Below are 26,448 nucleotides of genomic sequence, written 5' to 3' on the forward strand. Positions count from 1 at the left end.
TTGTAAACTTTTAGCGTATCTTTCTTATAAACACTCTGTAATCTACGGCTTTATCATTGAGTGCAGACTTTGAATAAGTTTTAACAGCACGTCTTTCCCAGTTAAAGCTTTCCCATGAACTACGTTCTATTTCTGTATCGTTGCTGTCAAAAAAAGCAATTTGGATATCCGTCCATATATCTTTCTTTTTTTCATTTTGCATTTCTAAAACAACATTTAGTCTTCCACTCTCTGTTTTGTTAGAAGACAAAGACACCAAGTTTAAATTTTTTAAAACAATGTCTGTCATGGTTATTTTTTCTTTTTTCTGAATTGGGTTGTTAACGGTATTAACTCTATATGGCCCCCCACAAGCAAATAACAATAAACTCAATCCTAAAGCCACAACATATTTCATAATACTTCTCCTTATCACTGAGGTTTACTCCCCATAGGTTTACATGTATTTTCTTGGATAAACAAAATTTTTGCTGGATTGTTAGCAGTAATTTCTATCTCAAATTCTTGGCCTGCACTGGATAGTACTTGGTACTTTCCTGGCTCAAGCTTGATATTTGCCATATAAAACTTTTCCGGCAATAACTCCCATTGTCGTGTGTCTGCTTGGCTTTGATTGGCTATAGCAAAAAGTCCTGCTCCAAGAGCAACCCATTTTGCTTCTTTACTTGCATTTTGATGACTTGCTGCTACTGCAGTAATGACAGCCGCCTCTCTTAATGTGCCTTTAACCGCCTGAACTGTCTCTTGTCCAGTAGCCTGTTTACTGGTTGCTTGGTAATACAAATCACCCACCTCAAACAAGTCATAACTAACCAATTTATTCAGACTTATACTTGGCCTACTCATGTTATTACTGGATCTGGGAGCCCAAGCAACCATACTGTCCCCAGGACCAGTCATTGTCTTTTTAGGAACCAGACCTCTTTGTTGAATGACAAGGACATTATTTTGTTGTAACTGCTTAAGGCTTTTTAAATAAGGGTTATCAGGGAACCGTGCGCTAGCTTTTTTCAAAACAATATTAGCATTATCAAGTTCTCCTTGCTGAGCATACATCCATGCCAATAAAAATAGGCTCAAAGCAAAGTCTGACTCACCCGTCTTTTTATATTTATTAGCAATGGCCAGATTAGCTTTAGCAAAAGAAGCTCTAGCGTTATCGTACTGACCTAGCTGATATAAAGCCAAACCTGTATAGATTGAAACCATAGCTTTCTCAAAAGGTTCTCCTTTATAATATCTAAGTGCTTGTGCACTCAGTAAAGAAGCTTTACCTTGTTTTTTACCCACTTCATTGGACCATGAAAAATCCACCAACTGGCTACCAATTCTCACAACATCTTGATAACGTTGTGCAGAAAAAGCAGCGCTTAAGGCCGCAAAATAAAATACCGCTTTGTCTTTATCTTTTGCGCTTTGCGCTTTGGCTATAAATGTATCATAGGCTTCATCGTACGAGCATGTATAATAATCGTTCACTGCTTTTACAGGTAGTCCTACAGAGCAGCTGTTTAATACAATTAGCGCAAAGCTTAAAAGAATAATTTTATAATGTTTACCGATCATAAAGGCCGTAAGAGCCAACTTTTTTTACTTCGTAATCATCTTCCCAAATAATTGCCGTCGTTTCAGTATCCGTCAGCCTAAAAGCGTAACGAGTATACGTTGAGCGCTTTCCACTGCCCACTTTATCAATAGAAGATAATTTACCGGTTAAGAAATAATCTGCCCCAAGTTTTTTAGCCAATTGCGAGTGTGTGTATTCTCCCGCTCTTTTGTCTTCTCTTTCAGTATTGATTTCATCTAAAATTTCTCTATCCAAGAAAACCATTTTACCTTTTGCATTTTTCATCAGCATGGTTCGCATTTTTTCAATAAACAAGTTTTTATTGATGATTTCATTGGTTTCATTTTTAACATCTACAAATGCAATTTTTACTGGATTATTTGCATTATTGATCTGGGGTAATTCCAATAAAGATGCCGCCATTTTTTCTGTCACCGTCAGTAAATCTTTACTGGATGTCTCTGTACTTGAAAAAGGTTCATCTGTTGCTACCCCAACTCTAGAAGTTTTAGGAACACAGGCTCCTAAAACAACAAGCAAGGCCATTAATACTATATTTTTTTTCATTATATTCTCCTCTGTTTTTTGTTAAGGGAAGTCTTACAACCCCTATGTGAACAGTTTTACCCGACGTTTTCTATAAATCTTACAGGACAAGATTTTATCGAGTCTCTTATTTAAAAGCAAACTATGGCTTATTTAGGTAAATTATATGGAAAAGACAAATATTACACAATTTTGCTTGCTTATGGTATGGCCAATCCATGAAAAAACTTAACACTGCTGACTTTGACAAGCTTTGTAAGCTTGCCCATATAAGACTTAACCAAGAAAAGTCAGAACAACTGATGAATGATTGCAATCAATTGCTTGAACATATTGAAAGACTTAATATAGTTAATACCGATAATATTGATGCTGACTTTCGACTCCCTGACCATGGGCCTCTTCCACTCAATGAAGATTTAATTGAACACTGTTTCTCTGTAGAAGAAGCTTTATCCAATGCCCCTTCAAGTCAAGAAAACTATTTTTGGGTCCCAGATGTTATTGACAGTAAAAAGCAAGGAGATGCATCATGATCCATGAGCTAAAAGGCTTAAGTATTAAAAAAATAAACCAGGCTTATAAAAAAAAAGAATTCAGCTGTACGGAATTAACCCAAGCTTACCTTGATAAAATTAAACAGGAAAACAAAACCTACAATGCTTTTTTGCAAACTCAGGAAAACGAAGCTCTAAGAAAGGCAAAGCTGGTAGATCAACAACTGAATAAAAACAACAGTAATTTATCTCCCATGGCCGGTATTCCAATTGCTCTAAAAGATAACATACTCCAAAAAGATGAAATTTGCTCTGCAGCCAGCCAGTTTCTTAAGTCCTACAAAGCTCATTACAATGCCCATGTAGTTGAACAGTTGGAAAACAATCAGGCTATTGTTCTGGGTAGAACCAATATGGACGAGTTTGCTATGGGATCATCCAATGAAAACTCTTCTTTTGGACCCGTCAAAAACCCAATTAACCCTGAATATGTTCCTGGTGGTAGCAGCGGTGGTTCAGCCAGTGCTGTAGCGGCAAACCAAAGTTGTGTGGCATTAGGAACTGACACGGGTGGATCTGTTAGGCAGCCGGCTTCTTTTTGTGGTATTACTGCCTTAAAACCAACCTATGGACGCATTAGTCGTTATGGGGTGGTTGCTTTTGCATCTTCTCTAGATCAAGTTGGTCCAATGGGAAAAACAGTTGAAGATGTGGCTTATACTTATGAAGCCATTGCGGGCTATGACCATAGAGATTCAAAATCACTCAATCATCCTGTTAAAAAAGCTACTGATGGTCTTGAGCAAAATGACTCTCTTAAAGGTAAAGTCATTGGTTACAGCTCAGCATTTTTTAATGATGGAGTTGCTTCAGAAGTAAAAGACAACTTTTTAAATAGTCTTAAACATTTTGAAAGTTTAGGTGCTAAAATTGAAGATATAGATCTACCGCATTTGCATTATGGTGTGTCCTGCTATTATGTTATTGCTCCAGCTGAAGCCTCAGCCAACTTGGCTCGTTATGACGGAATACGTTATACTCAAAGATCAGATGATAGTAGCAGTATTGCCAACTTGATAGCTTCATCACGTTCAGAGTTTTTTGGAGATGAAGTTTGTCGTAGGATTTTATTGGGTACTTTTGTTCTTAGCTCAGGTTTTTACGATGCTTATTATCTTAAAGCATTAAAAATTAGAAACTTAATTCAACAAGATTTTATGCAAGCCTTTAAAAAAGTAAACTTCATTGCAACACCCACTTCACCCACCACAGCTTTTAAGTTGGGTGCACAAAGCAAAGATCCTTTGCAAAAATACATTGCAGACATGTACACTGTACCTGCTTCAATTGCTGGCTTACCTGCTATTTCACTGCCCACTGGCAGATCAGAAAATAAATTGCCCTTTGGTATGCAGCTGATTGGGTCCTATTATAACGAAGATGATTTATTAAAAGCCTCTTATGTTTTAGAACAAACCATAGGCTTTCATCAACAGGGATAGTATTAAAAACTTAAGAGGAATAACATGAACACTAAATATGAAGCAGTTATAGGTCTAGAAGTTCACGCACAATTGAACACACAAACCAAACTCTTTTGTCGTTGTAAAAATGAATATGGACAAGAAGCAAACAGTGCTACTTGCCCTGTATGCTTAGGACTTCCAGGAGCTTTACCTAAAATTAATCAGTTTGCTATTGTGCAGGCGGTTAAAGCTGGTCTTGCCTTAAACTGCAATATTCAACTCAATTCAGTTTTCTCTAGAAAAAACTACTTTTATCCTGATTTACCTAAAGGTTATCAAATTTCACAATTTGATAAACCTCTTTGTCTAGGCGGTCAGGTTGAGATTGAAGTCAATGAGAAAAAAACCATTGTAATTCTAGAAAGAATTCATATGGAAGAAGATGCAGGCAAACTCTTGCACGGTGATAGCACAGAAAACAAAGGTGGCTCACTGGTTGACCTTAACCGGGCTGGTGTACCCTTGATAGAAATTGTAACCACCCCCTGTATGAGCTCTGGGGAGCAAGCTTCTGCTTATCTAAAAAAACTACGTAATATTTTGCGTTACATCAATGTCTGTGATGGCAACATGGAAGAAGGTAGTTTACGTTGTGATGCCAACGTTTCTATTCGTCCTATTGGTTCAAAAACTTTAGGTACAAAAGTTGAAGTTAAAAATATGAACTCCTTTAAGCATGTACAAAAAGCCATTGAATATGAAATTGAAAGACAAAGTTTGGCGCTTGATAATGATGAAGAGATTCACCAAGAAACGCGTCTTTGGAATCCTGACCAAGGCATAAGCATTACCATGCGCAGCAAAGAAGAAAGCAACGACTACCGTTATTTTCCTGAACCAGATTTAAAAGCCCTTGATATTGCGCAAGCATGGATTGATCAAATTAAAGAAAACTTAGAAGAACTCCCAGATACAAAAAAACAACGCTATATTACTGACTATGCCCTACCCAGCTATGATGCAGGTGTTTTAACCAGTGATAAGGATGTCGCTGCTTTTTTTGAACATGCTTTAAATACACTTGGTGTTTCAGAAAAAAATGCAAAAAACCTGAGTAATTTTGTCATGGCAGAAGTTTTACGTTTATGCAAAGAGTTGTCTGTGGGTATCAATGATTTAAAATTTGATGCGCAAGACTTGGCGCAGCTTCTTAGTTTTGTTGAGGATGGCACCATCAACGGTAAAATAGCAAAAGATATTATTGATAGTATGGCAGAGACTGGTGAAAAACCGCAAACCATTATTGAAAGCAAGGGACTCAAGCAATTAAGTGACCCTAATGATATAAAGCCCATCATTGATCAAATCATTCAAAACAATCCCAAACAAGTTGAGCAATACAAAAGTGGAAAAGATAAGTTGTTTGGTTTTTTTGTGGGTCAAACCATGAAAGAAACCAAAGGCAAAGCCAACCCTGGCATGGTCAACCAACTGTTAAAAGATGCATTAAAATGATTCAACCCATTCGCTGGCAAAATCAGAGTTTATATTTGGTCAACCAATTAAAACTTCCACAAGTTTTTGTTGAACATCAAATTGATCAAGCGCAAGATGCCGCCAGTGCTATCAAAAATATGCTTGTCCGTGGAGCTCCTGCCATTGGGATTACTGCCGCTTACGGCATAGTTTTGGCTGCAAAAACCTTAAGCACTTTAACTTTAGACAATGCCCAATCTCAACTTAAACCATGGTTTAAAACTTTTGCCCAAACCAGACCTACAGCAGTTAATTTATTTTGGGCACTGGATAAAATGCAAGCATGTGCTGAACAAAACCATCCATCAACACAAGCTTGGTTTGATGCTTTAGAGTCCATGGCTATAAGCATTCATCAGCAAGACATTGAATTTTGTAAAAAAATTGGAAATTTAGGAAGTTCTCTTTTACAAGAAACATGTAAAAACAAACTCAAGCAAAACAAAAAACTTAACATCTTAACCCACTGTAATGCTGGTGCTCTTGCCACGGGAGCTTGGGGAACAGCGTTGGGAGTTATCCGTAGCGCAAACCAAGATAATATTCTCAACAAAGTCTGGGTTGATGAAACACGACCCTACTTACAAGGGGCACGTTTAACTGCTTGGGAACTGTTAGAAGACAAAATTCCTTGTACTTTGATAACTGATAATATGGCCAGTTACTTTATGCAGCAACAGCAGGTAGATGCCATTATTGTTGGTGCAGATAGAATTGCAGCCAACGGTGATACCGCCAATAAAATAGGGACTTATGGCTTAGCTGTTCTGGCCCATTACCACAATATCCCTTTCTTTATTGCAGCTCCAAGCTCTACTATAGATATTGCAACTAAAACAGGTGAAGGCATTCCCATTGAAGAGCGCTCAAAACAAGAAGTAACTCACATAGGATCCTATAAAATAGCACCCGATGGCGTAGATGTTGCCCACCCTGCCTTTGATATCACTCCTTACAAGCTAATTAATGCTATTATAACTGAGAAAGCTGTGGTAGAAGGTGACTATGAGCAGCATTTATCCAAACTTCTTTAAGTTGAATAGACTAAACTCAATAGGCTTGGTCTTTCTTACCCTTACATTTTTTTTATTTGTTTCATGTTCAGGTAAAAAACCGAGTGCTGTAACCTTACCTTCAGATGACAATACTTTAGAACGCATGTACAAAGAGTCTCCCGATTATGTTTTTAAAAAGTTACTTGAAACATTAAAAACTAAGTTTGATTTTAATTATGACTTTGTTGATGAATCAAAATACATTTTATCTACTACTGAAGTAAGAGAACAAAGTATTCACGGCCCAAAAAAATATCGTATCAATGCTTCAGTCCATGCAGATGATGAAACTGGTGCCAGCACATTGCGAATTTATAAACAAGTTAAGATTTTTCAAAACAATCAATGGGAAAGTGTTCCCAGTGACAAAGTTTTAGAAGAAAGTATTTTTGAGGCCTTAAAACACTAATTTTTTTGGAGATGCGCTATTAATATGAATCCCTGGCACGACGTAGAACTTGGTGATAACACACCTGACTGTGTACCCGCTATCATTGAAATCCCCAAAGACTCAAAAGTTAAATATGAGTTGGACAAAAAAACAGGCCTTATCAAAGTTGATAGAATTTTATTCAGCTCTGTGCATTACCCCGCCAACTATGGCTTTATTCCGCAAACTTATTGTGAAGATAATGATCCTTTAGATATTCTAGTTCTAGGACAAGTTTCTGTTTATCCAAGATCCATCATGATGGCCAAACCCATTGGTCTTTTAAAAATGTTGGATCAAGGAGAAGCGGATGATAAAATTATTGCTGTCCACAATGATGACCCAGAGTACAATCATTATGAATCTATTTCTGAACTGCCTCCGCACCGCTTATCACAAGTAAAAAACTTTTTTGAAGAATACAAACGCTTAGAAAATAAAACTGTGGTGGTAGAAGATTTTCTAGATACTGCTGCAGCCAAACAGTGTATTCTTGATGCCATCCTGCTTTACAATAAAAACTTTTAACTTTATACAATTTCATTTACCATCAAACAATCGATTATAGCGAAACATTTGCATTATATCATTGATGCCATTGAAGATGATGACTTTGATGATTTAGTAAAAGTTTTAAGTTAATGGTGCACTAGACTTAAAAACCATTAAATATAAATTTATAAAAGCGTTTATTATTCAGAATAAAATAAAAAATAATTTTATAGATCTAGCTTTTTTATTACCTGCTCAATATGTAAAGCCACACCACTGTCTTCAACTGTGATAACAACTCCACACAATCGCACATCGCCTTTGGCCACTTCAAATTTTTTTCTATTGTTATTTAAAAAACGCTCTAGGGCTAATTCTGTTTTTAAACCTATCACAGAATTATAAGGCCCGGTCATACCCAGATCGGTAATATAGGCTGTTTTACCCGGCAGTATTTCTGCATCAGCTGTTGGAACATGTGTGTGCGTTCCCACCACGGCACTGACTTTACCGTTAAGAAACCAGCCCATGGCTCTTTTTTCTGATGTTGCTTCTGCATGAAAATCAACCACTACTATATTAGCCAGTTTTTTCGCTTTTTTAATGGCTTCCATAGCTTTGGTAAAAGGACAAGCCACCTCTGCCATATTTACACGACCGAGAATATTAATAGTTGCTACAGATTGATGGTTTTTTGCCTTACCCACATGTAAACCAACACCAGGAACTTTTTCTGGGTAATTGTAGGGTCTTAAAACAGCTGGGTTGGTTTTTAAAACTTTATCAATTTCTTTTTTTGAGCGCGCATGATTGCCTGAGCTAATCACATCTGTCCCCCAGTTGAAAAAATCAGAACAAATTTCTTCTGTCATACCTTTTCCACCAGCTGCATTTTCACCATTCACAATGGTATAATCAATGTCATACTCCTCTTGGATGATTTTTAATCCTTCTTTAATGGCTTGCCGTCCAGGACGGCCATAAACGTCGCCCACAACCAGTATCTTTGTTTCCACTTATATTCTCCAAGAATTTCTAATTTGTGCCATACACTGCTTTTTCAGTTATGACTCTATTCATTACTATGTCATGAACATCAATGGGCAAAGCTTCTTTCTGAACTTGAAAATCAAAAGCAATTCCTACTTTATTTGAACATGAGTTTTGTTCTAAAAACTTATCATAATACCCTGCACCACGACCAATACGGTTACCAAAAATATCAAATACCCGACCTGGAATTAGCATAAGATCAAACTCATTGACTTTATTAAAAGTGTCTTTTTTAGGTTGGCGTATGCCATAACTACTTCGCTGTAAATTATTAATCTCTTTAACTGAGTAAAAAGTCATACTGTTTAATTCTATTCGTGGAAGAGCAACTGTTATCCCCATGGATAATAATTTTTCACATATAGAGTCAACGGATAGTTCACTATCATCACTTGCATAACAGGCTACCGCCTTAATTTTTTTTTGACTTACATCAATTGTCTGAAAAAATAAATCACACAGCATCTTAGCACTGTCACTCTTCTGTTTCGCACTTAGCATTTGGATTTTTTTAACACTTTGTTTTCTATAATATTCTTTATTTTCTTCAATTTTCATTATTGATTTTGATTTTTCTCTAAGGCTTCTATTTTTTCAAAAACGTGTTCAACTCTTTTTTTTATTTTTTTTGCATTATCTTTATGATTCTTTTTTAATTCAATAAATTCACCAGCTAAGTTTAGTCCCGCCAAAACTGCGATTTTTTCAGCTGACATAGGTCCCATTTTTTTTTGCAGTTGATTAATTTTTTCTGCAAACAAAGTCGCTGCCTCCTGCATGAATTCCGAATCATGAGATGATTTTATAGAGTAAAGTTTACCTAAAATGGATACTTTCATAGTTGCTCATTACTGTACATGCATCATACAAAAAAGGTCAAGTCTCCAAAACAGAGACTTAACCTTAATAAACATATTTATTAATAAAAAGGAAAAGAGCTTTTATACTGAATTTTCCCTGGGTGGGTTTGCATTGACCAAAAACCGCGTTTTTTGGTCAAGAAGGGGAGAAAAAATCCCCTTTTACTTAACAACTAGTTACCGTTTGCAGCAACAGGCTCATTTGCTTCATCACTGGTTGTTTTATTGCTTGTTTTAGTTTTAGCTTGACCACGTAGCTTTTGAGCTTTAATTTTATTAGCACTTTTCTCTTTAATAATTTCTTTTTCTTTAATTTGAGCAGCTCTACCTTGTAAATCGCGCAAATAGAACAACTTGGCTCTACGGACTTTACCTTGTTTAACAAGTTCAATTTTATCTAAGCTAGCGCTTTCATAAGGAAAAACTCTCTCAACACCAATACCATAAGACACTTTTCTGACTGTAAAGCTGGCTTCTTTTTTATTGCGGCCTTTTTTCTTAATAACTACGCCTTCAAAAACCTGAACTCTCTCTTTTTCACCTTCTTTAATTTTAACGTGAACTTTTAAAGTGTCGCCAACACGAAATTCTGGAAAATCTTTTTTCTCTCTTAAGCTATCGATAATGTCTTTTGTTGTCATTTTTTTCTCCTGCGGCTGCTACATAGACTGTTTAATGTATTTTAGCAAGTCCTTTATCACTTTTGAATAATTGGCCAGACTCAAAGTTGTTCGTCGACTCGCTATCCTCACGTACCTTCAGTACGCTCTGGCAGCTCATCTCCTCAAGCCTAGAATATGCCTCAATTCTTCAAAAGTTCGGTTTTATTTTGCTTTTAACGCCCTATTCTTTTGTAGTCGACTTTTCTACCATATCTGGACGTCTTTTCAAAGTGTTCTTTTTTGCCATATCTTTGCGCCATTGGTCAATCTTTTCATGATGGCCTGAAAGTAAAATATCTGGCACTTTTCGGCCCAAAAACACTTCAGGTCGAGTATATTGTGGGTATTTTAACAATTGATCGCTAAAGCTGTCTTCTGCCACGTTTCTATGATCGCCAACCACACCTTTTATACAGCGTGAGACACTTTCCATCATGACCATACAGGGCAGATCCCCAGAAGGTAAAATATAGTCGCCAATGGAAAACATTTCATCCACCCAACCTTCAATAAAACGTTCATCCACCCCTTCATAACGCCCTGATATCAATATCAATTGCTCATAATCTTGACTTAACTGTTCTGCTTTGGCTTGGTTTAAAACGGGGCCTTGTGGAGATGCCAATAAAACCCTAGACTTTGACTGTTTTTTAATACTCTCCAAGGCTTTAACCAAAACATCTACACGCAATAACATGCCTGGGCCACCACCATACAAGGTATCGTCCACCAATTTTTGCGGACCAAGACCATAATCCCTAAGTTGATGACAGTTAAGTTTTAACAGTGCTTTTTCCTCTGCTCGCCGCCACAATGTGTTTTGACGAATAGATTCAATATATTCTGGAACCAAAGTAACAACATCAAATTGCACGCAATTCCTCCCAGTTTTTTAAGCAAATAACCTTTTTATCTAAATCTACAGCTTCTATATACTGTTCATGAAAAGGACACAGCCACTCTTTATTTGTTTCTGAATCTATAATACTTAAAATTTCATGGGCCTTACTCTCAATTAGCCCTTGAACTCTACCCAAAATATTATCATCTTGATCTACCACATTTAGTCCAATTAAATCATGAACATAGACTTCATCATTACTGGTCTCTGGCAAATCTTTTCTTGGATAATAAATGGTTTGGTTGACCAAAGCTTGTGCAAGGTTTCTATTATTAATACCCTCTAGCGCAAGCAACCAACGATCTTTTTCAAATTTTACCGATAAAATTGAGTATGGCTGTAGGTGATCTCCAATATAAACACAATCTGCATAGGAAAAAAATTCTGAGGCTTCATAATAAAGTTCAACAAAAAAATGGCCCTGAAGGCCCTTGGCCTTCCCTACTTTTCCAAGAGTAATATATTCTTCGGTTAGAGACACCGATAAAAACTGTGAATCAGTCAAGGATTTCAAGCATAGCACGCTTGTTATCTTTGACACTGGCAGCACTTAAAATTGTACGAATGGCTTTGGCGGTTCTGCCTTGTTTACCAATCACTTTACCAAGATCTTCTTTATTGACGCGCAATTCAAAGATATGTGTGTGCTCACCAGCAATCTCATTGATAGAAACATCCTCAGGATGATCAACAAGGTTGGATATCATTTCTGTCAGAAGATCTTTTAACATAATTTAGCTCGCATTTTTGATAAGTTTAGCCACGGTCTCAGAGGTTTGTGCACCTTGAGAGATCCAATAGTTGACTCTATCTTTATCAATCTTAAACTCTTCTTTTCTTTGTGGATTATAAAAGCCTAACAATTCAATATAGTCACTCTCACGACGCTTACGCTCATCAACAGCAACGATTCTATAAAATGGACTTTTCTTACGGCCATAGCGGCTCATTCTAATTTTTACCATGATTTCTCCTTAAGGCGCTTCCTATTATCCTTTTCTAAAACTTTTTTCAATCATTTTTACGCTTTTTTTAACGTGAACCAAACATGTTGGATCTAGCGAAGCCTTTGGCCCCCATTTTACCCATTTTGCTCATCATTTTCTTAGCTTGTAAAAATTGCTTTAAAAAGCGGTTTACATCTTGTACAGACGTTCCACTTCCATTGGCTATTCTTTTGCGTCTACTGCCGTCTATCAGTTGATGATTTCTTCGTTCTTTAGGGGTCATAGAGTCAATAATGGCCGTAATGGTCTTCATTTGCTTTTCTTCAACGCCCACAGGTAAGTTTTTCTTTATTTGGGCAGCTCCAGGCAGCATCCCCATCAAGGCATCAATACCGCCCATTTTTTGCAAGTTACGCATCTGATCAGCAAAATCTTCAATGGTGAACTGATTTTTACGCATTTTCTTGGCCATAGCTTGCGCTTGTTTTTCATCAATTACCTTTTGCGCTTTTTCAACCAAAGATACGATATCACCCATACCCAAGATTCTTGAGGCCATTCGGTCTGGATGCATGCGCTCAATATTTTCAACTTTTTCACCTGTTCCCAAAAAATAAACAGGAACCTCTAAGGATTGTTTAACAGAGATCAGGGCTCCACCTCTTGAATCACCATCTAACTTTGAAACAATAACCCCATCAAAACCAACGTGTGACTGAAACTCTTGCGCTGTTTCCAATGCAGACTGCCCCGCCATGGCATCAAGAACATACAAGACCAAATCAGGCTCAACAATATTTTTAATTTGTTTAAGCTCATCCATTAAGTCTGTGTCTACAGCCAAGCGTCCAGCTGTATCAAAAATAAAATATTGGCCAGGAACTTCCTTACCTTTTATTTTTTTAAGCATGTCTTTACAGACATCAATGGCATTGCTTTGATTATGATCATAGACATGAAAGCCATGCTCTTGGCCAATGGCTTTAAGTTGGTCAATGGCCGCCGGTCTGGAAGTATCTGCCGGAATCATATAGGGCATAGCATTTAAGTCATCTCTAATATAGTGCCCAAGCTTACCCACGGTGGTGGTTTTACCGGTACCTTGCAAACCCATCATTAAGATTTTTACCGGCTTACTACCAAACTTAGGAAACTCTGGTGTATCTTGTCCCAAGACTCTGCGCAACTCATCATATACAGATTTAATGAACTGCTGTCCTGGATCAACAGCCAAAAGAACTTTATCACCTAAAACTTCTTTTTTGACCGAATCAATAATGGATTGAACAACATTATACTGTACATCAGCTTCTAATAGGCTCTTACGAACCTCTTTCAATGCCTCTGTAATATTACTTTCTGAAATCTTGCCTTTACCTTGCAATGACTTCAAAGTGGAAGACAGCTTTTCCTGTAAACTTTCAAACATAAATCTTTTTACCTTTATAAAACTTTATCACAGTCCGTTGTAAAATAAACAACAGCCTTTAGAACCGGAATAGGTCGCCAGTTCATTTCATATCCAGTGTGCTATGGTATATTATTGTTTACACTCTATTGTCAAATATGGTTTTGGCAAAACCAAATTAAGTCCTTCATATCTTATTTATCTGAGTCAGAATTATAGACTTTGTAAGTATTCAGTGAAAAATGACTAGATAATGCAAAGCATTATTTCAGAAAGATTGTAAGACGCTGATATTAAATGGTTTTTTAATTTACGCTTTACTTGTTCATAAAAAATGTGTGATATTCCCTTTCATAAAGATTATTGGGGGAACAATGCAATTATTTTATACGTATTTAAAACGCTCTTCATTATTAATGTTACTCACATTAGTGGCTGCCTGTGGCAACACACAAACCTTCAATGGAGCAAAGTTTATCCTTAATGGTAATCAAACATCAAACGCTTTAGACGCACCCCAGTTCAACATTCATAGTACAAGTTTTTCTTGGTCTTATGGCATTCATCTTTATTGGTCAGACTATAACCCAAACAAAGACCTTCTCATAATACAAAGAAAGCGTGCCAATGATCCTGATTTTACTGACATAAAAACTTACTACTATGGACCACAAGAAGATTATTTTCTTGCCCTTTCCAGCAGTTATCCTGTTTCAAGTCAATACTATGCAGAACATGGTACACAATACACTTTTCGGATCAAAGTTGTTCAAGGTGAACTGACCAGCTATTCACAAGACTTTACTATTCTATTTGACCCTTTTGCCCAAGCTCCAACTAAACCTATTATCACTAACCTTGAAGATTACTCTTACGGTACACACTGTGTTGTCCAACTGGCGTGGATGGACAACTCTCAAAATGAAACGGCTTATAGCATAGAAAAAATCATTTACTATGTGGATGGCAGCAGTGAAGTCCAAACCAGTAGTCATGTTCCAGAAACAACGGATATCATAGAAACTGGAGAACGCATCATTTACGAGACTTTGCCAGATTATTTAATTGGTGTTGACTATCGTATACGCGCTGAAAATCCAGAAAATGTTTCAAGCTGGACTGCTTGGCAACACACTTCTGGCTTTGATTGTGGGTAAATCTTTACAAAAACTATTTTTTCATGTATGCGTCATTTTAGTATGTGTAGAAAAAGTTTAGTTCTTTATATATTACCCCTTGTTCTTTTTTCTTGTGGGCAATCCAATTCATCCAATGGAGAATCATTTACATTGAATAATTCGGTTGTTGCTGCCCCTAACACGCCATCTTTACCTTATTTATGGGATTTTTCTACTGGTGAAGATTGTATCGTAAGAGTTAGATGGATGGATAACTCAGACAGTGAAGATCGTTTTATAGTACAGCGCTCATTGTATCATAACTATAATATGCTTCCGGAAGTTTCAAATCTAACCTACGATAGTTCTGAACAAGAAAAAACTGGTATGGGTATGCGCCACTTTTTTGACGCTCTTCCCAGTTCATCGGTATTTGTTGAATATAAAATACGTGCAGAAAACAGAACTGGTTTTTCTGCTTGGAGTCCCTTTGCTGGCATAGAGCTCAATAACTGTATTCCATAATAAAAACTTAAAAATATTTTTACTCTTAGCACTTTATGATACCTAGGGCAGCATGAACCCAATTGCTCAAGATCTCAATGCCTCATTAGGGCACCTTTCAAAACAATTTGGACAATGTTCTGGTAAATCACAACTACCCGGTGACGCCTCAAATAGAAAGTACTTTAGACTAAAGTTTGAGAATCAGTTAAACAGCATTCTCATGCTGATCTATGAAGAAAAAGGTCCCATTCAGGGTGAAATTTCTGTGGCCAGTCAAAAACTTTCTCCTTCAGAACAGTTTGTTGCAGTGCAAAACTTTTTACATGAGCACGGGCTAAGAGTTCCAAAAATTTTAGCGCAACATGACAGCCCAAAATTAATCTTATTAGAAGACTTAGGGGATGATTTACTTTTCAACCTCATTTCTAAAGATAAAAGCAAGCTAATGTTTTATTACCAAAAAGCTTTAGAACAGCTTGCTGATTTAGCGTTGACCACAGATCAGCTTAGCTCTACATCTTTTATCAAAAACAGATGCTTTGACCGTAAATTATGGTTGGGCGAATTTGAACATTTTGTAGAATGTGCCCTTGATGTTCATCTCAACCTTTCTGATACGCATCGCCAAGAACTGATGAAAACTTTTGAGCACCTTTCAATAGAGCTTGCCAACTATCCGCAACATCTCTGTCACAGAGACTATCATGCCCGCAATTTAATTTATTTACCTAAAGAAGAACAGTTTGCCATCATTGACTTCCAAGATGCTCTTATGGCTCCTTTGACCTATGATATTGCATCTTTACTAAGAGATGCTTACTTTGAAATTCCTAGGGATACCCGTTATAACTTGGTTCAGTATGCTTATCAATGTGCGCTTGAACGCCAAATTCTGAGTAAAGATAATTCTTACGATGAATTTCAATATCAATTTGATTTGGTGGCCACACACAGAAACCTTAAGGCTGCCGGTAGATTTTTCTATATTGATCAAGTTAAAGGCAATCCCAATTATCTCAAAGATATCCCCTTGTGTTTAACTTATATTCAGGACACCTTAGAACGCTATTCAAACTTAAAGCAGCTCAAAAATTTATTAGAAGATCCTATTGCACAATTGCTAGAAAGAAAAGAGCTTTATAAAGCATGAAAGCCTTAATTTTAGCTGCGGGTTTATCTACCCGCATGAAACCTTTAACTGACAAGCTACCTAAACCACTGGTGCCCTTTTTTGATAGCACCTTACTGGAGTTTCAAAAATTTTATTTAAATTACTATGGCATTGAACACATTGCTATGAACACTCATTATCATAAGAACGTTCTCAAAAAATTTATTCTCGATAAAAAACTGCCTATTGAACTTTTTTTTGAAGAAACTATTTTGGGTACAGGTGGCGGTATTGCCAATATGGCGCCGTTCATTGAAAAAGATTCTGACTTTGTTGTTATCAACTGTGATTTTATCAGTACCATAGATTTAAAGGCTGCTATTGACGAACACAAAAAAAACAAAGCTCTAGCTACCATGGTGTTAACTCCGCCAAAAAAAGCTTATGGTAAAGTGGGTTACAACCAACTCAAAAAGCTCACTGAGATAACGCCTCATCAAAAAAATCCTGCAACCAGCGCTTATGGTCACTTCACGGGGATTCATATTTTTAATCAGAAAATTTTTAACCATATGCCACAGGATAAAGAGTTTTTCTGTATTAACCGAGATGTTTACTCACAATTGATTGAAAAAAACTTGCCCGTTTTTGCCCATGTCAATGACCAAGACCATTGGATTGATGTTGGGGAGCTCCGCTACTATTCTACTGCACATATACAATGTATGCGTTTGATTGAAGACAGCCCATGGCTATCTGACTACTTTAAAGACTACCAAAAGCATGACCAAAGTTGGGTTCACCCCAGTAGTAAGATTGGCAACAATGTTGATATGAATGAGATTTTCATTGGCCCCCACTGCACTTTAAAAGATGGTTGCGTACTTATGAAAGGCACAGTACTGGCAGGACACAACACAGTCGGCCCCAAAAATGTCCTCAAAGGAGGCATCATTGCTCAAGGTGAGAGCATTTAAATGATGCCTTTAAGTAAATAAAAAATTTTAGTTACGCATGAAATTTCTTAATATTGTTAAGTCGTCAAACTTCACATCTCTACGCGTATTTTGGTTAACCCTTTGATAAATTGTGCCAAATGATACTATCTTTTGCCACATTTCTTTTAAAGCAGCGTCAAGCAATACTCTGTCTTGATCTCCCAAAGCGCAACCTGTTTTTAAATGATCTTTTAGATAAATAATATTACCAATATTATTGAGAGCCACATAAGCTGGATCACTGTTGTTCTCAATAATATTAAAAACCAACTCAAATGAATAGGCTTCAACCTCATTGAGTTTCGTACGGTAAGCATCATCAATATCAATTGGAGAAATAATATCTTGATATACATGGAACAATTCATGGGCAATCATATTAGAATATAAAATTTCATCTGTACCACGCATTTTTATGGTTTTAACCATCAACCAAGGATTACCTGAAATACTCTGTAACTGCTGTAAATATTGCAAAGCTTGAGGGTTTTGCGCATACTGAGGGTCAACTGTACCAAACTCTTTTAATGTGTATGCTGAGGGATACGCTGCTGCTTGAGTATTTCCTTGCAAGCCAAACAAAACAGCATTGTATTGATCTACAATAACAACGTAAACATCCTGACCTGAATTATCCACCTGATTATACAATTTATTAAATAATTCTGACCTACCTCTTATTTGATCAAAGCCAGACTTTACATAATCAATATATTGTTGATTATGATGTATAAAATTAATCTTAGCAAAGCCTTGATTAGATAACATGACACTCAATACAATTGTAAACAAAGCAATTTTTTTGATAGTAAACATACTGATTTTCCCCTTACAAAAATAATTGTAAATATAAATTTTCTGACTTATAGCATAAAAAACGCTTTGCGTCAAATCTACTGGTTAACTTCTTCTGGAGTCAAAGCTTTAATTGAAAGGGCGTGAATGGCATTGCCTACATCGGCACCAAAAAGGTCATAAATCATACGGTGCCTTTGCACAGCATTTTTACCTGCAAAATCACTGGATACCACTTGCACTTGAAAATGATCGCTGGTGCCCGTCATGTCATGCACCATGACTTTGGCATTGGTTAAATTTTCTTCTAAAATTTTTTTAATATGATCAATGGTTATCATAGTAGCGGCTATAACATGATCTATCAAAAGGTTAAAGATTATTGATTAAGGTGGTAATGGCTTTATTTTCTTTAGGTTTGGTGCTGAATAAAACAATATCGGTTTTTTGGTCACCGTTAAAGTCTCCCAAGCGATGATACTTAGGAATATTAACCTCGTAATCGCCCACAACTTGATTTTCAAAATACATTTCTTTGTCTTTCTTTTGTAAAATCACGCTTAACTTACGATTATTCTGTGCATAAAATACATCATTTAAACCATCAGCGTTAAAGTCATGTTCTATGTTGGGCAAAATACCTTCTAAATTTAAATCATTGAGATTAAAGCCAAAGGTCAATTTTTTCTGAGCTATGGCAGGTCCAAACTGCTGCATTTTTTTCTGTCCTTCATAGGTAGAAAACGTGATGTCCACTTGCCGCTTGGTTAAGGCTTTTAAAATACTCCACACATTAAATTGCCCTGAGGCGCTGACAAATTCATAATGCTTATCCTTATTTAAATCATAGGCAATTAAACCTGATGCTCTATCGGCATTGGCATTAAACTTTACTCCTTTCATATTCACTTCACCATTGGCCTGACCATAATGCACACTGCTTCGTGAACGCATTTGCGTGGGACTTCCTAAAGAAATATTAAGAACATAATCCATATGCTCATCGCCATTAAGGTCAAGCATGTTAACACTACTCATGGCTTGCCCAGAGTCTCTCTCATTCTCAGACAGTTGATTGAAATTAAAATGCTTTAAATGTTTAGCCGTTTGCCAAGAAAAAATATCCACTTGATCTACCCATGAAAAAAATAATGCGTCATTGCCTTTATACTTACCCTTAGCAACATTGGGATAATACACCGATTGTTTGGCAGCAAATTTAAACTCTAGTGGCAAGCTATGTCTACTGCTTGAGACATACAAAGGTAATTTGGGTTGATAATTAAGCTCATGTTTAATTGTATCTGCATTAATTGTAAAACGATGTAAACTTTGATTCATAAATAAACTTATGTTGTTTGGACTTTTTGGGTCTTTCAATACCGAAACATAGGCCGGTTCATTGTTTCGATTAAATAAGGTTGGTTTTTGTAACTCATTCTGCCATTGCAATATTTGATAGTTTTGCCAAGACCCTTGCTGAGTTCTGTGCATGACAATGCCTTGATCATCCCATAAAACTATCGCTTGTTCATTATTGGGCAAATTTAAACTAGAATAGTACAGAACTTTTGCACCAAGCTTGTATTGATACTTCACTTGCCACTGTTTTTGTTCAAAGCCTAATAATCTTAAACTGTAATCCCAATTTGGGTATTCTCCTTGCCGGGTTAACAGTAAAATATTACTTTTTTTCTGTCCCACAACCACATCAATGGCTCTGATCCGTTCTTTTATTGGATAACTAAATTGATTAAACAATGGCCTTTCTTGGGGCATAAAGCTTTGTGCATGCACTAAAAAGCCACCCAAGGTAAAAAAAACATTCAAAAAAATCATTGTGATTTGCAGTCGAAAATGAGACATGCTTTATTCTACCAAGTTATGCAAAACAGTGCTGCAAAAATATCCTCAGAATTTATTTCTATTCAAAGAGATAAAATTAAAGATTTAGGCATCGGTTTACCAGATTTAAGAAGCGGATCTAAATCAAACCTTACTGATTTAACACCAGCTCTATTGGCTTCTTATATAGATGCAACCTACCTTTCCCCTCCTTTTTCTTCGCAAACAGTTGAAGAATTATGTGATTTTGCTCTAGAATACTCATGTGCCAGTGTCTGTATCCCTCCTTACTTTGTACCACTAATCAAAAAACGTTTAGAAAACAGTTCTGTAAACGTCTGCTCCGTTGCAGATTTTCCTTTTGGTAGTGGCTCTACGGCCATCAAAGTTGCTAGCATTAAAACCTTGGTTGACCAGGGTTGTGATGAGGTAGACTTTGTGATCAATTATTCTGAATTTATTGAAAGCCATGCCATCCAAAACACATTTGAACAACTGGGTAAGATCAGAGAAGCTGCCCCTAAAACTTGCTTAAAAGCTATTATTGAAACCAGCTATCTTAAACCCGCTGATATTATTGCGCTATGTGCACTCTTGGATGCGGCTCATATAGATTATGCCAAAACCTCAACTGGTTTTTCACAAACTGGCGCAAGTGTAGATAATATTGCCTTGATGCATGCGGCCTCCAGTGAAAACTTAAAACTTAAAGCCAGTGGTGGTATTGGTGATATTACCTTTGCCCAAGCACTGATTGCAGCGGGAGCCAATCGTTTAGGGACCAGTAAGGCAAAACACTTGATTTCTCAACTCAAAAAGGAAGTACAATAAAATGAATGCAGATATAAAGAGAATCCAAGAAGCCCGCCAAAGCTTAAAAAAACTATGTGGTGATTTCATTCCGGATGTTGCTGTCATTTTGGGCTCAGGCATGAGTGAAGCCTTAAAAGACTTGGACATTCAGCATGAAATTAATTTTGATCAAATTCCAGGTTTTACAGCTCCCAAAGTAGAGGGTCATAAAGGTATCATTGCTTTTTGTAAGGTTGGAGACAAAAAAGTGGCTTTTCTTAGAGGAAGAAAACATTTGTATGAGGGGTGCCCGGTGCAAGAAGTGGTGCTTCCGGTCAGAACCTTGGGTGCCATGGGTGTTAAACATTTATTTGTGACCAATGCTGCTGGATCACTGAATCCAAAATACAATCCGGGTGACTTTATGCTCATCAACAATCATATTAATTTTCAAGCAATAAGCCCGGCCATTGGAAAAAATGAAGAAAGCTTAGGTCCACGTTTCTTTGATATGACCCACCCCTACAGCTCTGCCTGGGGTGAAGTTGCTATGCAACAGGCTAAAAAGCTGGGACTAACTCTGCATCACGGCGTATATGTGGGTGTCTTGGGCCCTAACTTTGAGACAGCCGCAGAAATTAAAATGTTTCATCAATGGGGAGGCGATGCTGTGGGCATGTCTACCGTGAGTGAAGTGATTGCAGCACGTCATATGGGTATTGAGGTGTTTGGTGTATCCATGATTACCAATTATGGAGCTGGAATTAAAGATAACCTCATTGATCATGAACACGTCCTTGACTTAGCCCACGACGCTGGACCAAAACTAGCCAAAATGCTTATTAACATGATAGAGGAGAGGCCCTTATGACCTCATTTTTTTCAAAAATTGAACCGTATATTTCCCAAGACAAGATTGAACAAAAAATCCAAGACCTAGGGCAAAAAATTGCTCAGGATTATGCCGGCCAAGAGCTTATCTGCGTCTGTATTTTAAAAGGCTCAATTATCTTTTTTTCTGATCTTATTCGAGCCATTGATGATGATATAAGAATTGATTTTATGCGTATTTCTTCTTATGGCAATGACCTAGAATCTTCTGGCGTTGTACAAATTCTGCAAGATTTATCTTTTGATATCAGAGACAAGCATGTACTGATCGTTGAAGATATCGTTGATACCGGCAATACTTTAAGCGCCCTGCTAGAAACCTTGCGTTTGAGAAATCCTGCTTCCATTAAACTTTGCAGTTTATTATCCAAACCCAGTCGAAGAAAAAAAGATGTAAACATTGACTATCTTGGTTTTACCATTGATGACCACTTTGTGGTGGGCTATGGTCTTGATGCTGCTGAACAATATAGAAACTTGCCCTTTATAGGCAAACTTAATCTTTAAAACAAAACCAATTAAAAACTAACAATAAGGAGAACAACACATGTCAAAACAAGTGATTTACACAGATAAAGCCCCTGCCGCTATTGGTCCCTATTCACAAGCCATTGCTTTGGGTGATTGGGTATTTAGCTCAGGACAAATTCCTCTTCATCCAGAAACCGGTGAGATTGTAGGCGAAACCATTGAAGAACAAGCACATCAAGTGTTTAAAAACCTCAAAGCCGTTCTGGAGCAATCTGGCTGTTCATTCAATCATATTATTAAAGCCACAGTTTTCATTACCGACATGGCTGAGTTTCCTAAACTCAATGCCGTGTATGAAGAGTATTTAGGTCAAGTTAAACCTGCACGTTCTACTGTTGCAGTAAGAGCTCTGCCTAAAAATGTTTTGGTTGAAATTGAAGCTATTGCCCATAAACAAGCATAAGGTTTATTTCTTTTATTGATGTATAGAAACGGTAAGCCTAAAGAGCTTACCGTTTCTAGGTATGTCATGCTTTCTTAATTGTATAATTTAAAATCTAAGCCTAAATTTCTATTAAAGCATTCTAGTATAAGGTATGGATACGCTGTGGACCGTAAAAAAAATGTGGTTATTGTTGGTGCCGGTTTTGCGGGGATAGCTGTTGCTAAGCATTTAGCCAAAGCGGATGCCAATATCCATGTTATTGATAAAAACAATTATCACCTGTTTATTCCTCTTTTATATCAAGTTGCAACTGCCGGCTTATCTCCTGCTGATATCTCTGTCCCCATAAGACATATCATTGGTAAACAACGCAACACACGCATAGAAATGACACGTATGACCGGCGTTGACCCTACAAAAAAAGTGCTTGAAACCAGCAATGGAACAATTGCTTATGACTATCTTGTCCTTGCCACTGGATCAGCCTACAGTTACTTTGGCCATGACGATTGGGCAAAGTGGTCACCTTCACTGAGAACCATTCCTGATGCCACCAACATTCGTACCAAAATTTTAACCTGCTTTGAACAAGCTGAATCTACTCCTGATCCCATCCAGAAAAAAGCTTTACTTACTTTTTGTGTTGTTGGTGGTGGCCCAACCGGTGTAGAAATTGCTGGAGCTATTGCCGAGTTATCCAGGTTTGCTTTAAAAAAAGAATTTAAAAATATCAGTCCAAAAGATGCTAGCATCCTACTATTTGAAGCAGGTTCCCGTATCTTATCCATGTACTCTGAAAACCTCAGTCATCACGCGCAAAAGACCCTTGAAGGCTTAGGCGTTGAGGTAAAAGTCAATACCGCTGTAAAAAATATTTCTTCAGAAGGCATTGAAACACCCAATGCTAGCCTGGCTTCTAAAACCGTTATCTGGGCCGCCGGTGTGCAAGTGCCGCAATTGTCCAACTGGCTCAAAGCAGATGCAGATAAAAGTGGCCGACTTAAGGTTAATCCGGATTTAACCCTGCCCAATTACGAAAATATTTATGTCATCGGTGATGCCGCCAACTTTACTGGACCTGATAACAAGCCTTTACCGGCATTGGCACCCGTGGCTATGGCACAAGGGAAGTATGTAGCCCAACATATTCTAGGACAATTACAAAATCTTCCTCCTCTCAAACCTTTTGTTTATAAAAACCGTGGTCAAATGGCCACCATTGGCAGAAAAGATGCCATTGCCGAAGTTGCGGGTTATCAATTAAAAGGATTTTTAGCCTGGTGGCTATGGGCCTGGATACACATTTTTCAACTGATGAGTTTTCGTAATCGATTGATAGTTTTTTTTCAATGGGCATGGGCTTATTTCTCTTATGAAAAAAGCGCCCGCTTGATTGTCAGCCAAGCTGAACCAAATACAAACAACTCAGAAACAAAACAATCAAAAACATTAAACATTTGATTCAGTTCTGAGCATAAAATGCTTTTATCTCCTTTTTTTGCTGGTAGGCATCTTGATAGCCCAGTTGCAGCAAAGTTGAAGTAAATTCATGGTGAAAAGAAAGAAAACTTAACAAATCTCCACCTTTGATCCGAGAAATACCTAAACCTTTGAGCAAATAGCGTAAAACTTTTGGATAATATTGCAACAAGCTTGAACCAATGGCACCTAAATCAGATTGTGGTCTAATGACCAAAATAGGAACTTTTTTAAATTTGGACCCTGGATGCTCACTGACAAACTGATTAATTTGACTCAAACGTTCAATATCAGAATCCAAAGAGTCCAATAAAATAGAGTTTAAGATGGTGGCCATGACGTCTGCCATAACAATGGTTTTGGGTTTTTGTTGTTGTTCAAGTTCGCTTTTTTCTTTTTGGGGCTTGGCACGCCGTACACCAATGGCCAAAATTGAGTCTGCACCTAAATGAATGGCCGGACTTAAAGGCTGCCTGGAGCGCATAGCACCATCTCCATAATAAGCATTGTCCACATAAACTGGAGGAAAAAACATTGGGATGGCTGAGGATGCCATAATATGCTCAACCTTAAGGTTAGTACGGACTGCAATTCTACGGCTTCTAATCCATTCTTTGGTCTTTTTTTGCCCATTAAAAAAGATCACTGATTCTCCGCTTGCGTAATTGGTTGCTGTTACCGCCATGCCCAATACTTTTTTACTTTGAATATTGTGGTTAAGATTTAGAAAGTCAATATTCTTGGATAAAAGGTCTATGAGTGGACTATTGTCCAAAAGATGCGTTGAGGAAAAATCGTTGAAATAGCCGCCACCCAAAACGTTTTTAAGCAATCTGGCCCCTTTTGAGGCAAAAAACCGGGTTTCGGTGTGAAATACATCCTCATATTTTATTTGATCCCATAAGTTCCAAAGCTCTTTTGTGGCTTGTTTAAACGTTTTGCTGTGGCTGGCTAAGAATGCACAGTTGATTGAGCCAGCTGAAAGACCTGAATAGATTTGAAAAGGCTGGCCCTCAACGATCTCACCAATGGCTTTTAAAGCACCCGCTTGATAGGCGGATCTTGCCCCACCTCCTGTTAATACCAATGCCACCTTTGAGCTTTTATTCATACAACCACTGTTTTCTTCTCAACCCTACGTAATCATCAAAGCTAATGCTGCCCAACCAAATTAAAATCTATAACTAGTTTATTTTACAATAGATTTCAAATTCTTAGTACTTCACAAGTTAAAGATTATTTTTACACCTTTTCTCTAAAAAATAGGGTATACCTAAACTAGATTTTTAAAATAATTTAAGGCTTTTTTTTTGCTTTTAAAAAAATCCGTTCTATAATGACTCAAAGAGAAAAAACTCTTGCAAAATCTGACGCAAAATGTTAGAACTGCAAAGTAAGTTGTTGAAATGTAAGCCCTAATATAAAAAACTAAGGAAGTTATGAAAAACGAAAATACAGAACAGCGCATCATAAAAAAATATCAAAACCGTAAACTCTATGACACAACAGAGAGCTGCTACATTACTTTAGATGATATTGCCAATATGGTTAAACGCAATGAAGAAGTTAAAGTCATTGATAACAAGACTAAAAATGATGTGACCTCGGTAATTTTTACCCAAATTTTGGTTGAGCAAGAAAAAAACACTCAATCCAACCTACCCAAAACCCTGTTAAGAGATCTTATTCGTAAAGGTAAAGGGTCTATTGCAGATTTTATGCATCGTTATGTCGTTTTAGGGGCAAACTCTGAGGAAGAGCAAAGGTTAGAAGCGCAAAAATACATTGATCAATTGGTTAACAATGGTGAGCTCAGCAAAACAGAAGGAAAATCTTTGCTGAAAAATGTAACCACACATAACAGCATTGAAGATGAATTCAATGAGCACCTAAGCCAACAAGTTTCAAGATCTGTAAAAGAATTAACCCACATCAATGAAATTGAAGGCCATATCAGTACACTCAATGACAAAATCAAGGAATTAGAATCTAGATTATCCAAGTATGAAAATGCTTAAGGCTTAATCTTTTAATTCAATCTTTAAAAAAACCCGCTTATGGCGGGTTTTTTTATGAGATTAATCATGATCGGGATGCTGATGATTGGTGTTTCGAATCTCAGCAACCGAGTCTTCCATGGCTTGTTCCGTACTGCCATAATTAGGCAAATCTCCTTGTAATTGATCCAGCTGCGGCATACGTCCCTCCATACCGCATTCAAAATCCAAAACAATCTCTCTAGGTTGATCAAAGCTGCCTATAAATAAAGAAATATGCTGACTATCTTCATGCTGAAAAAACAGGGGTGTTCCACATTGAGCACAAAAACCACGCTTAACCTGTCCAGAACTCTGAAAAAAACTGGCTTTGCCTTTGGTCCAAGCAAAATCAGTATGTAACACTCCTACCAGAGGCGCAAAGAAATTACCAGATGCTTTTTGACACATCCGACAATGGCAAACATGCGCATTGTCTTTCAGTGAATTGGCGCAATAACGAACTGCCCCACATTGACAACCACCCGTTCTTTTAATGTTTTTTTGATTCATTAACTTATACTCCTGTTAAAGTTATGC

At 37.2% G+C, this 26,448-nt stretch carries 32 protein-coding genes and 1 pseudogene; 16 read left to right on the forward strand and 17 right to left on the reverse strand.

Annotation, left to right across the window (positions count from 1 at the left end):
* Nucleotides 1–10: 10 nt before the first annotated feature.
* Genes PKC21_08710 through PKC21_08720 form a run of 3 tightly spaced genes read right to left on the reverse strand, consistent with a single transcriptional unit; the run spans nucleotide 11 to nucleotide 2,134 of the window.
* Nucleotides 11–397 carry a hypothetical protein gene (locus PKC21_08710; GenBank protein HMR25420.1) on the reverse strand — a complete coding sequence of 129 codons (387 nt, stop codon included), beginning with the start codon at nucleotides 395–397 and terminating at the stop codon, nucleotides 11–13.
* 14 nt (nucleotides 398–411) lie between these two features.
* The gene (locus PKC21_08715) at nucleotides 412–1,566 is read right to left on the reverse strand and encodes a tetratricopeptide repeat protein (protein HMR25421.1); all 1,155 of its coding nucleotides are present in this window, start codon (nucleotides 1,564–1,566) and stop codon (nucleotides 412–414) included.
* Entirely contained in the window at nucleotides 1,556–2,134 is a 579-nt protein-coding gene (locus PKC21_08720; protein ID HMR25422.1) for a penicillin-binding protein activator LpoB, read from the reverse strand. The genes PKC21_08715 and PKC21_08720 overlap by 11 nt, the downstream gene beginning before the upstream one ends.
* Nucleotides 2,135–2,331: 197 nt before the next feature.
* On the opposite strand from PKC21_08720, the gene gatC reads away from it, so the two are divergent.
* Genes gatC through PKC21_08750 form a run of 6 tightly spaced genes read left to right on the forward strand, consistent with a single transcriptional unit; the run spans nucleotide 2,332 to nucleotide 7,625 of the window.
* Nucleotides 2,332–2,649, forward strand: a complete 318-nt coding sequence (gatC, locus tag PKC21_08725) for an Asp-tRNA(Asn)/Glu-tRNA(Gln) amidotransferase subunit GatC (GenBank protein HMR25423.1) — start codon at nucleotides 2,332–2,334, stop codon at nucleotides 2,647–2,649.
* Entirely contained in the window at nucleotides 2,646–4,112 is a 1,467-nt protein-coding gene (gene gatA, locus PKC21_08730; GenBank protein HMR25424.1) for an Asp-tRNA(Asn)/Glu-tRNA(Gln) amidotransferase subunit GatA, read from the forward strand. Before gatC ends, gatA begins: the two co-directional genes overlap by 4 nt.
* Before the next feature lie 24 nt (nucleotides 4,113–4,136).
* On the forward strand, nucleotides 4,137–5,591 hold the full coding sequence (gene gatB, locus PKC21_08735; protein HMR25425.1) for an Asp-tRNA(Asn)/Glu-tRNA(Gln) amidotransferase subunit GatB: 1,455 nt from the start codon (nucleotides 4,137–4,139) through the stop codon (nucleotides 5,589–5,591).
* Nucleotides 5,591–6,646: an S-methyl-5-thioribose-1-phosphate isomerase gene (mtnA, locus tag PKC21_08740; GenBank protein ID HMR25426.1), complete on the forward strand. Its 1,056-nt coding sequence runs from the start codon at nucleotides 5,591–5,593 to the stop codon at nucleotides 6,644–6,646. The genes gatB and mtnA overlap by 1 nt, the downstream gene beginning before the upstream one ends.
* On the forward strand, nucleotides 6,618–7,076 hold the full coding sequence (locus tag PKC21_08745) for a hypothetical protein (protein ID HMR25427.1): 459 nt from the start codon (nucleotides 6,618–6,620) through the stop codon (nucleotides 7,074–7,076). The genes mtnA and PKC21_08745 overlap by 29 nt, the downstream gene beginning before the upstream one ends.
* A gap of 24 nt (nucleotides 7,077–7,100) precedes the next feature.
* Nucleotides 7,101–7,625 (forward strand): inorganic diphosphatase, encoded by a 525-nt coding sequence (locus PKC21_08750; protein HMR25428.1) that lies wholly within the window; start codon nucleotides 7,101–7,103, stop codon nucleotides 7,623–7,625.
* 191 nt (nucleotides 7,626–7,816) lie between these two features.
* Here PKC21_08750 and PKC21_08755 read toward each other — a convergent pair whose 3' ends face one another.
* From PKC21_08755 to ffh, 9 genes and pseudogenes are all read right to left on the reverse strand, one after another.
* Nucleotides 7,817–8,605 (reverse strand): TIGR00282 family metallophosphoesterase, encoded by a 789-nt coding sequence (locus tag PKC21_08755; protein ID HMR25429.1) that lies wholly within the window; start codon nucleotides 8,603–8,605, stop codon nucleotides 7,817–7,819.
* A 19-nt stretch (nucleotides 8,606–8,624) separates the two neighbouring features.
* Entirely contained in the window at nucleotides 8,625–9,200 is a 576-nt protein-coding gene (locus PKC21_08760; GenBank protein HMR25430.1) for a 5-formyltetrahydrofolate cyclo-ligase, read from the reverse strand.
* On the reverse strand, nucleotides 9,200–9,481 hold the full coding sequence (locus PKC21_08765; protein ID HMR25431.1) for a cell division protein ZapA: 282 nt from the start codon (nucleotides 9,479–9,481) through the stop codon (nucleotides 9,200–9,202). Before PKC21_08765 ends, PKC21_08760 begins: the two co-directional genes overlap by 1 nt.
* A 326-nt stretch (nucleotides 9,482–9,807) precedes the next feature.
* A pseudogene (rplS, locus tag PKC21_08770) lies at nucleotides 9,808–10,143 on the reverse strand (50S ribosomal protein L19).
* Between the two features lie 202 nt (nucleotides 10,144–10,345).
* Complete coding sequence (gene trmD, locus PKC21_08775; protein HMR25432.1) at nucleotides 10,346–11,038, reverse strand: tRNA (guanosine(37)-N1)-methyltransferase TrmD; 693 nt, start codon at nucleotides 11,036–11,038, stop codon at nucleotides 10,346–10,348.
* A complete protein-coding gene (rimM, locus tag PKC21_08780) occupies nucleotides 11,028–11,579 on the reverse strand; it encodes a ribosome maturation factor RimM (GenBank protein HMR25433.1) in 552 nt (183 codons plus the stop codon). The genes trmD and rimM overlap by 11 nt, the downstream gene beginning before the upstream one ends.
* On the reverse strand, nucleotides 11,563–11,796 hold the full coding sequence (locus PKC21_08785) for a KH domain-containing protein (protein HMR25434.1): 234 nt from the start codon (nucleotides 11,794–11,796) through the stop codon (nucleotides 11,563–11,565). The genes rimM and PKC21_08785 overlap by 17 nt, the downstream gene beginning before the upstream one ends.
* Before the next feature lie 3 nt (nucleotides 11,797–11,799).
* On the reverse strand, nucleotides 11,800–12,030 hold the full coding sequence (rpsP, locus tag PKC21_08790; GenBank protein ID HMR25435.1) for a 30S ribosomal protein S16: 231 nt from the start codon (nucleotides 12,028–12,030) through the stop codon (nucleotides 11,800–11,802).
* A gap of 67 nt (nucleotides 12,031–12,097) precedes the next feature.
* On the reverse strand, nucleotides 12,098–13,441 hold the full coding sequence (gene ffh, locus PKC21_08795; protein ID HMR25436.1) for a signal recognition particle protein: 1,344 nt from the start codon (nucleotides 13,439–13,441) through the stop codon (nucleotides 12,098–12,100).
* A 353-nt stretch (nucleotides 13,442–13,794) separates the two neighbouring features.
* On the opposite strand from ffh, the gene PKC21_08800 reads away from it, so the two are divergent.
* Genes PKC21_08800 through PKC21_08815 form a run of 4 tightly spaced genes read left to right on the forward strand, consistent with a single transcriptional unit; the run spans nucleotide 13,795 to nucleotide 17,133 of the window.
* Entirely contained in the window at nucleotides 13,795–14,577 is a 783-nt protein-coding gene (locus tag PKC21_08800) for a hypothetical protein (protein HMR25437.1), read from the forward strand.
* 27 nt (nucleotides 14,578–14,604) lie between these two features.
* Nucleotides 14,605–15,063, forward strand: coding sequence for a hypothetical protein (locus PKC21_08805; GenBank protein ID HMR25438.1), 459 nt, complete (start codon nucleotides 14,605–14,607; stop codon nucleotides 15,061–15,063).
* Between the two features lie 52 nt (nucleotides 15,064–15,115).
* A complete protein-coding gene (locus PKC21_08810) occupies nucleotides 15,116–16,195 on the forward strand; it encodes a phosphotransferase (GenBank protein HMR25439.1) in 1,080 nt (359 codons plus the stop codon).
* Nucleotides 16,192–17,133, forward strand: coding sequence for an NDP-sugar synthase (locus PKC21_08815; GenBank protein HMR25440.1), 942 nt, complete (start codon nucleotides 16,192–16,194; stop codon nucleotides 17,131–17,133). The genes PKC21_08810 and PKC21_08815 overlap by 4 nt, the downstream gene beginning before the upstream one ends.
* Nucleotides 17,134–17,160: 27 nt before the next feature.
* Here PKC21_08815 and PKC21_08820 read toward each other — a convergent pair whose 3' ends face one another.
* The 3 genes from PKC21_08820 to PKC21_08830 form a co-directional block, all read right to left on the reverse strand.
* Nucleotides 17,161–17,970, reverse strand: coding sequence for a hypothetical protein (locus PKC21_08820; GenBank protein ID HMR25441.1), 810 nt, complete (start codon nucleotides 17,968–17,970; stop codon nucleotides 17,161–17,163).
* A 77-nt stretch (nucleotides 17,971–18,047) separates the two neighbouring features.
* Entirely contained in the window at nucleotides 18,048–18,290 is a 243-nt protein-coding gene (locus tag PKC21_08825; GenBank protein ID HMR25442.1) for a BolA family protein, read from the reverse strand.
* Nucleotides 18,291–18,321: 31 nt separating this feature from the next.
* Complete coding sequence (locus tag PKC21_08830; GenBank protein ID HMR25443.1) at nucleotides 18,322–19,815, reverse strand: VCBS repeat-containing protein; 1,494 nt, start codon at nucleotides 19,813–19,815, stop codon at nucleotides 18,322–18,324.
* On the opposite strand from PKC21_08830, the gene deoC reads away from it, so the two are divergent.
* The 5 genes from deoC (at nucleotide 19,807) to PKC21_08855 (ending at nucleotide 23,854) form a co-directional block, all read left to right on the forward strand.
* The gene (deoC, locus tag PKC21_08835; GenBank protein ID HMR25444.1) at nucleotides 19,807–20,625 is read left to right on the forward strand and encodes a deoxyribose-phosphate aldolase; all 819 of its coding nucleotides are present in this window, start codon (nucleotides 19,807–19,809) and stop codon (nucleotides 20,623–20,625) included. The genes PKC21_08830 and deoC overlap by 9 nt on opposite strands.
* Nucleotide 20,626: 1 nt before the next feature.
* A complete protein-coding gene (locus PKC21_08840) occupies nucleotides 20,627–21,457 on the forward strand; it encodes a purine-nucleoside phosphorylase (GenBank protein HMR25445.1) in 831 nt (276 codons plus the stop codon).
* Nucleotides 21,454–21,984, forward strand: a complete 531-nt coding sequence (gene hpt / locus PKC21_08845) for a hypoxanthine phosphoribosyltransferase (GenBank protein HMR25446.1) — start codon at nucleotides 21,454–21,456, stop codon at nucleotides 21,982–21,984. The genes PKC21_08840 and hpt overlap by 4 nt, the downstream gene beginning before the upstream one ends.
* A 40-nt stretch (nucleotides 21,985–22,024) precedes the next feature.
* Nucleotides 22,025–22,411 (forward strand): RidA family protein, encoded by a 387-nt coding sequence (locus PKC21_08850; protein HMR25447.1) that lies wholly within the window; start codon nucleotides 22,025–22,027, stop codon nucleotides 22,409–22,411.
* Nucleotides 22,412–22,555: 144 nt separating this feature from the next.
* Complete coding sequence (locus PKC21_08855; protein HMR25448.1) at nucleotides 22,556–23,854, forward strand: NAD(P)/FAD-dependent oxidoreductase; 1,299 nt, start codon at nucleotides 22,556–22,558, stop codon at nucleotides 23,852–23,854.
* Between the two features lies 1 nt (nucleotide 23,855).
* Here the strand turns inward: PKC21_08855 and PKC21_08860 are convergent, their stop codons facing one another.
* Nucleotides 23,856–24,983, reverse strand: coding sequence for a patatin-like phospholipase family protein (locus PKC21_08860; GenBank protein ID HMR25449.1), 1,128 nt, complete (start codon nucleotides 24,981–24,983; stop codon nucleotides 23,856–23,858).
* Nucleotides 24,984–25,311: 328 nt separating this feature from the next.
* On the opposite strand from PKC21_08860, the gene PKC21_08865 reads away from it, so the two are divergent.
* Entirely contained in the window at nucleotides 25,312–25,890 is a 579-nt protein-coding gene (locus PKC21_08865; protein ID HMR25450.1) for a polyhydroxyalkanoate synthesis regulator DNA-binding domain-containing protein, read from the forward strand.
* Nucleotides 25,891–25,950: 60 nt separating this feature from the next.
* Here the strand turns inward: PKC21_08865 and PKC21_08870 are convergent, their stop codons facing one another.
* Nucleotides 25,951–26,421 carry a GFA family protein gene (locus PKC21_08870; GenBank protein ID HMR25451.1) on the reverse strand — a complete coding sequence of 157 codons (471 nt, stop codon included), beginning with the start codon at nucleotides 26,419–26,421 and terminating at the stop codon, nucleotides 25,951–25,953.
* Nucleotides 26,422–26,448: the final 27 nt, after the last annotated feature.

This window comes from Oligoflexia bacterium (genome assembly GCA_035326705.1).
Lineage (GTDB): Bacteria > Bdellovibrionota_G > JALEGL01 > JALEGL01 > JALEGL01 > JALEGL01.

Coding starts and splice junctions, on each gene's coding strand:
- PKC21_08710 (HMR25420.1), bottom strand. CDS start 397: ATGAAATATGTTGTGGCTTTAGGATTGAGTTTATTGTTATTTGCTTGT.
- PKC21_08715 (HMR25421.1), bottom strand. CDS start 1,566: ATGATCGGTAAACATTATAAAATTATTCTTTTAAGCTTTGCGCTAATT.
- PKC21_08720 (HMR25422.1), bottom strand. CDS start 2,134: ATGAAAAAAAATATAGTATTAATGGCCTTGCTTGTTGTTTTAGGAGCC.
- gatC (HMR25423.1), top strand. CDS start 2,332: ATGAAAAAACTTAACACTGCTGACTTTGACAAGCTTTGTAAGCTTGCC.
- gatA (HMR25424.1), top strand. CDS start 2,646: ATGATCCATGAGCTAAAAGGCTTAAGTATTAAAAAAATAAACCAGGCT.
- gatB (HMR25425.1), top strand. CDS start 4,137: ATGAACACTAAATATGAAGCAGTTATAGGTCTAGAAGTTCACGCACAA.
- PKC21_08745 (HMR25427.1), top strand. CDS start 6,618: ATGAGCAGCATTTATCCAAACTTCTTTAAGTTGAATAGACTAAACTCA.
- PKC21_08750 (HMR25428.1), top strand. CDS start 7,101: ATGAATCCCTGGCACGACGTAGAACTTGGTGATAACACACCTGACTGT.
- PKC21_08760 (HMR25430.1), bottom strand. CDS start 9,200: ATGAAAATTGAAGAAAATAAAGAATATTATAGAAAACAAAGTGTTAAA.
- PKC21_08765 (HMR25431.1), bottom strand. CDS start 9,481: ATGAAAGTATCCATTTTAGGTAAACTTTACTCTATAAAATCATCTCAT.
- PKC21_08785 (HMR25434.1), bottom strand. CDS start 11,796: ATGTTAAAAGATCTTCTGACAGAAATGATATCCAACCTTGTTGATCAT.
- rpsP (HMR25435.1), bottom strand. CDS start 12,030: ATGGTAAAAATTAGAATGAGCCGCTATGGCCGTAAGAAAAGTCCATTT.
- ffh (HMR25436.1), bottom strand. CDS start 13,441: ATGTTTGAAAGTTTACAGGAAAAGCTGTCTTCCACTTTGAAGTCATTG.
- PKC21_08800 (HMR25437.1), top strand. CDS start 13,795: ATGCAATTATTTTATACGTATTTAAAACGCTCTTCATTATTAATGTTA.
- PKC21_08805 (HMR25438.1), top strand. CDS start 14,605: ATGCGTCATTTTAGTATGTGTAGAAAAAGTTTAGTTCTTTATATATTA.
- PKC21_08810 (HMR25439.1), top strand. CDS start 15,116: ATGAACCCAATTGCTCAAGATCTCAATGCCTCATTAGGGCACCTTTCA.
- PKC21_08815 (HMR25440.1), top strand. CDS start 16,192: ATGAAAGCCTTAATTTTAGCTGCGGGTTTATCTACCCGCATGAAACCT.
- PKC21_08820 (HMR25441.1), bottom strand. CDS start 17,970: ATGTTTACTATCAAAAAAATTGCTTTGTTTACAATTGTATTGAGTGTC.
- PKC21_08825 (HMR25442.1), bottom strand. CDS start 18,290: ATGATAACCATTGATCATATTAAAAAAATTTTAGAAGAAAATTTAACC.
- deoC (HMR25444.1), top strand. CDS start 19,807: ATGAGACATGCTTTATTCTACCAAGTTATGCAAAACAGTGCTGCAAAA.
- PKC21_08830 (HMR25443.1), bottom strand. CDS start 19,815: ATGTCTCATTTTCGACTGCAAATCACAATGATTTTTTTGAATGTTTTT.
- PKC21_08840 (HMR25445.1), top strand. CDS start 20,627: ATGAATGCAGATATAAAGAGAATCCAAGAAGCCCGCCAAAGCTTAAAA.
- hpt (HMR25446.1), top strand. CDS start 21,454: ATGACCTCATTTTTTTCAAAAATTGAACCGTATATTTCCCAAGACAAG.
- PKC21_08850 (HMR25447.1), top strand. CDS start 22,025: ATGTCAAAACAAGTGATTTACACAGATAAAGCCCCTGCCGCTATTGGT.
- PKC21_08860 (HMR25449.1), bottom strand. CDS start 24,983: ATGAATAAAAGCTCAAAGGTGGCATTGGTATTAACAGGAGGTGGGGCA.
- PKC21_08865 (HMR25450.1), top strand. CDS start 25,312: ATGAAAAACGAAAATACAGAACAGCGCATCATAAAAAAATATCAAAAC.
- PKC21_08870 (HMR25451.1), bottom strand. CDS start 26,421: ATGAATCAAAAAAACATTAAAAGAACGGGTGGTTGTCAATGTGGGGCA.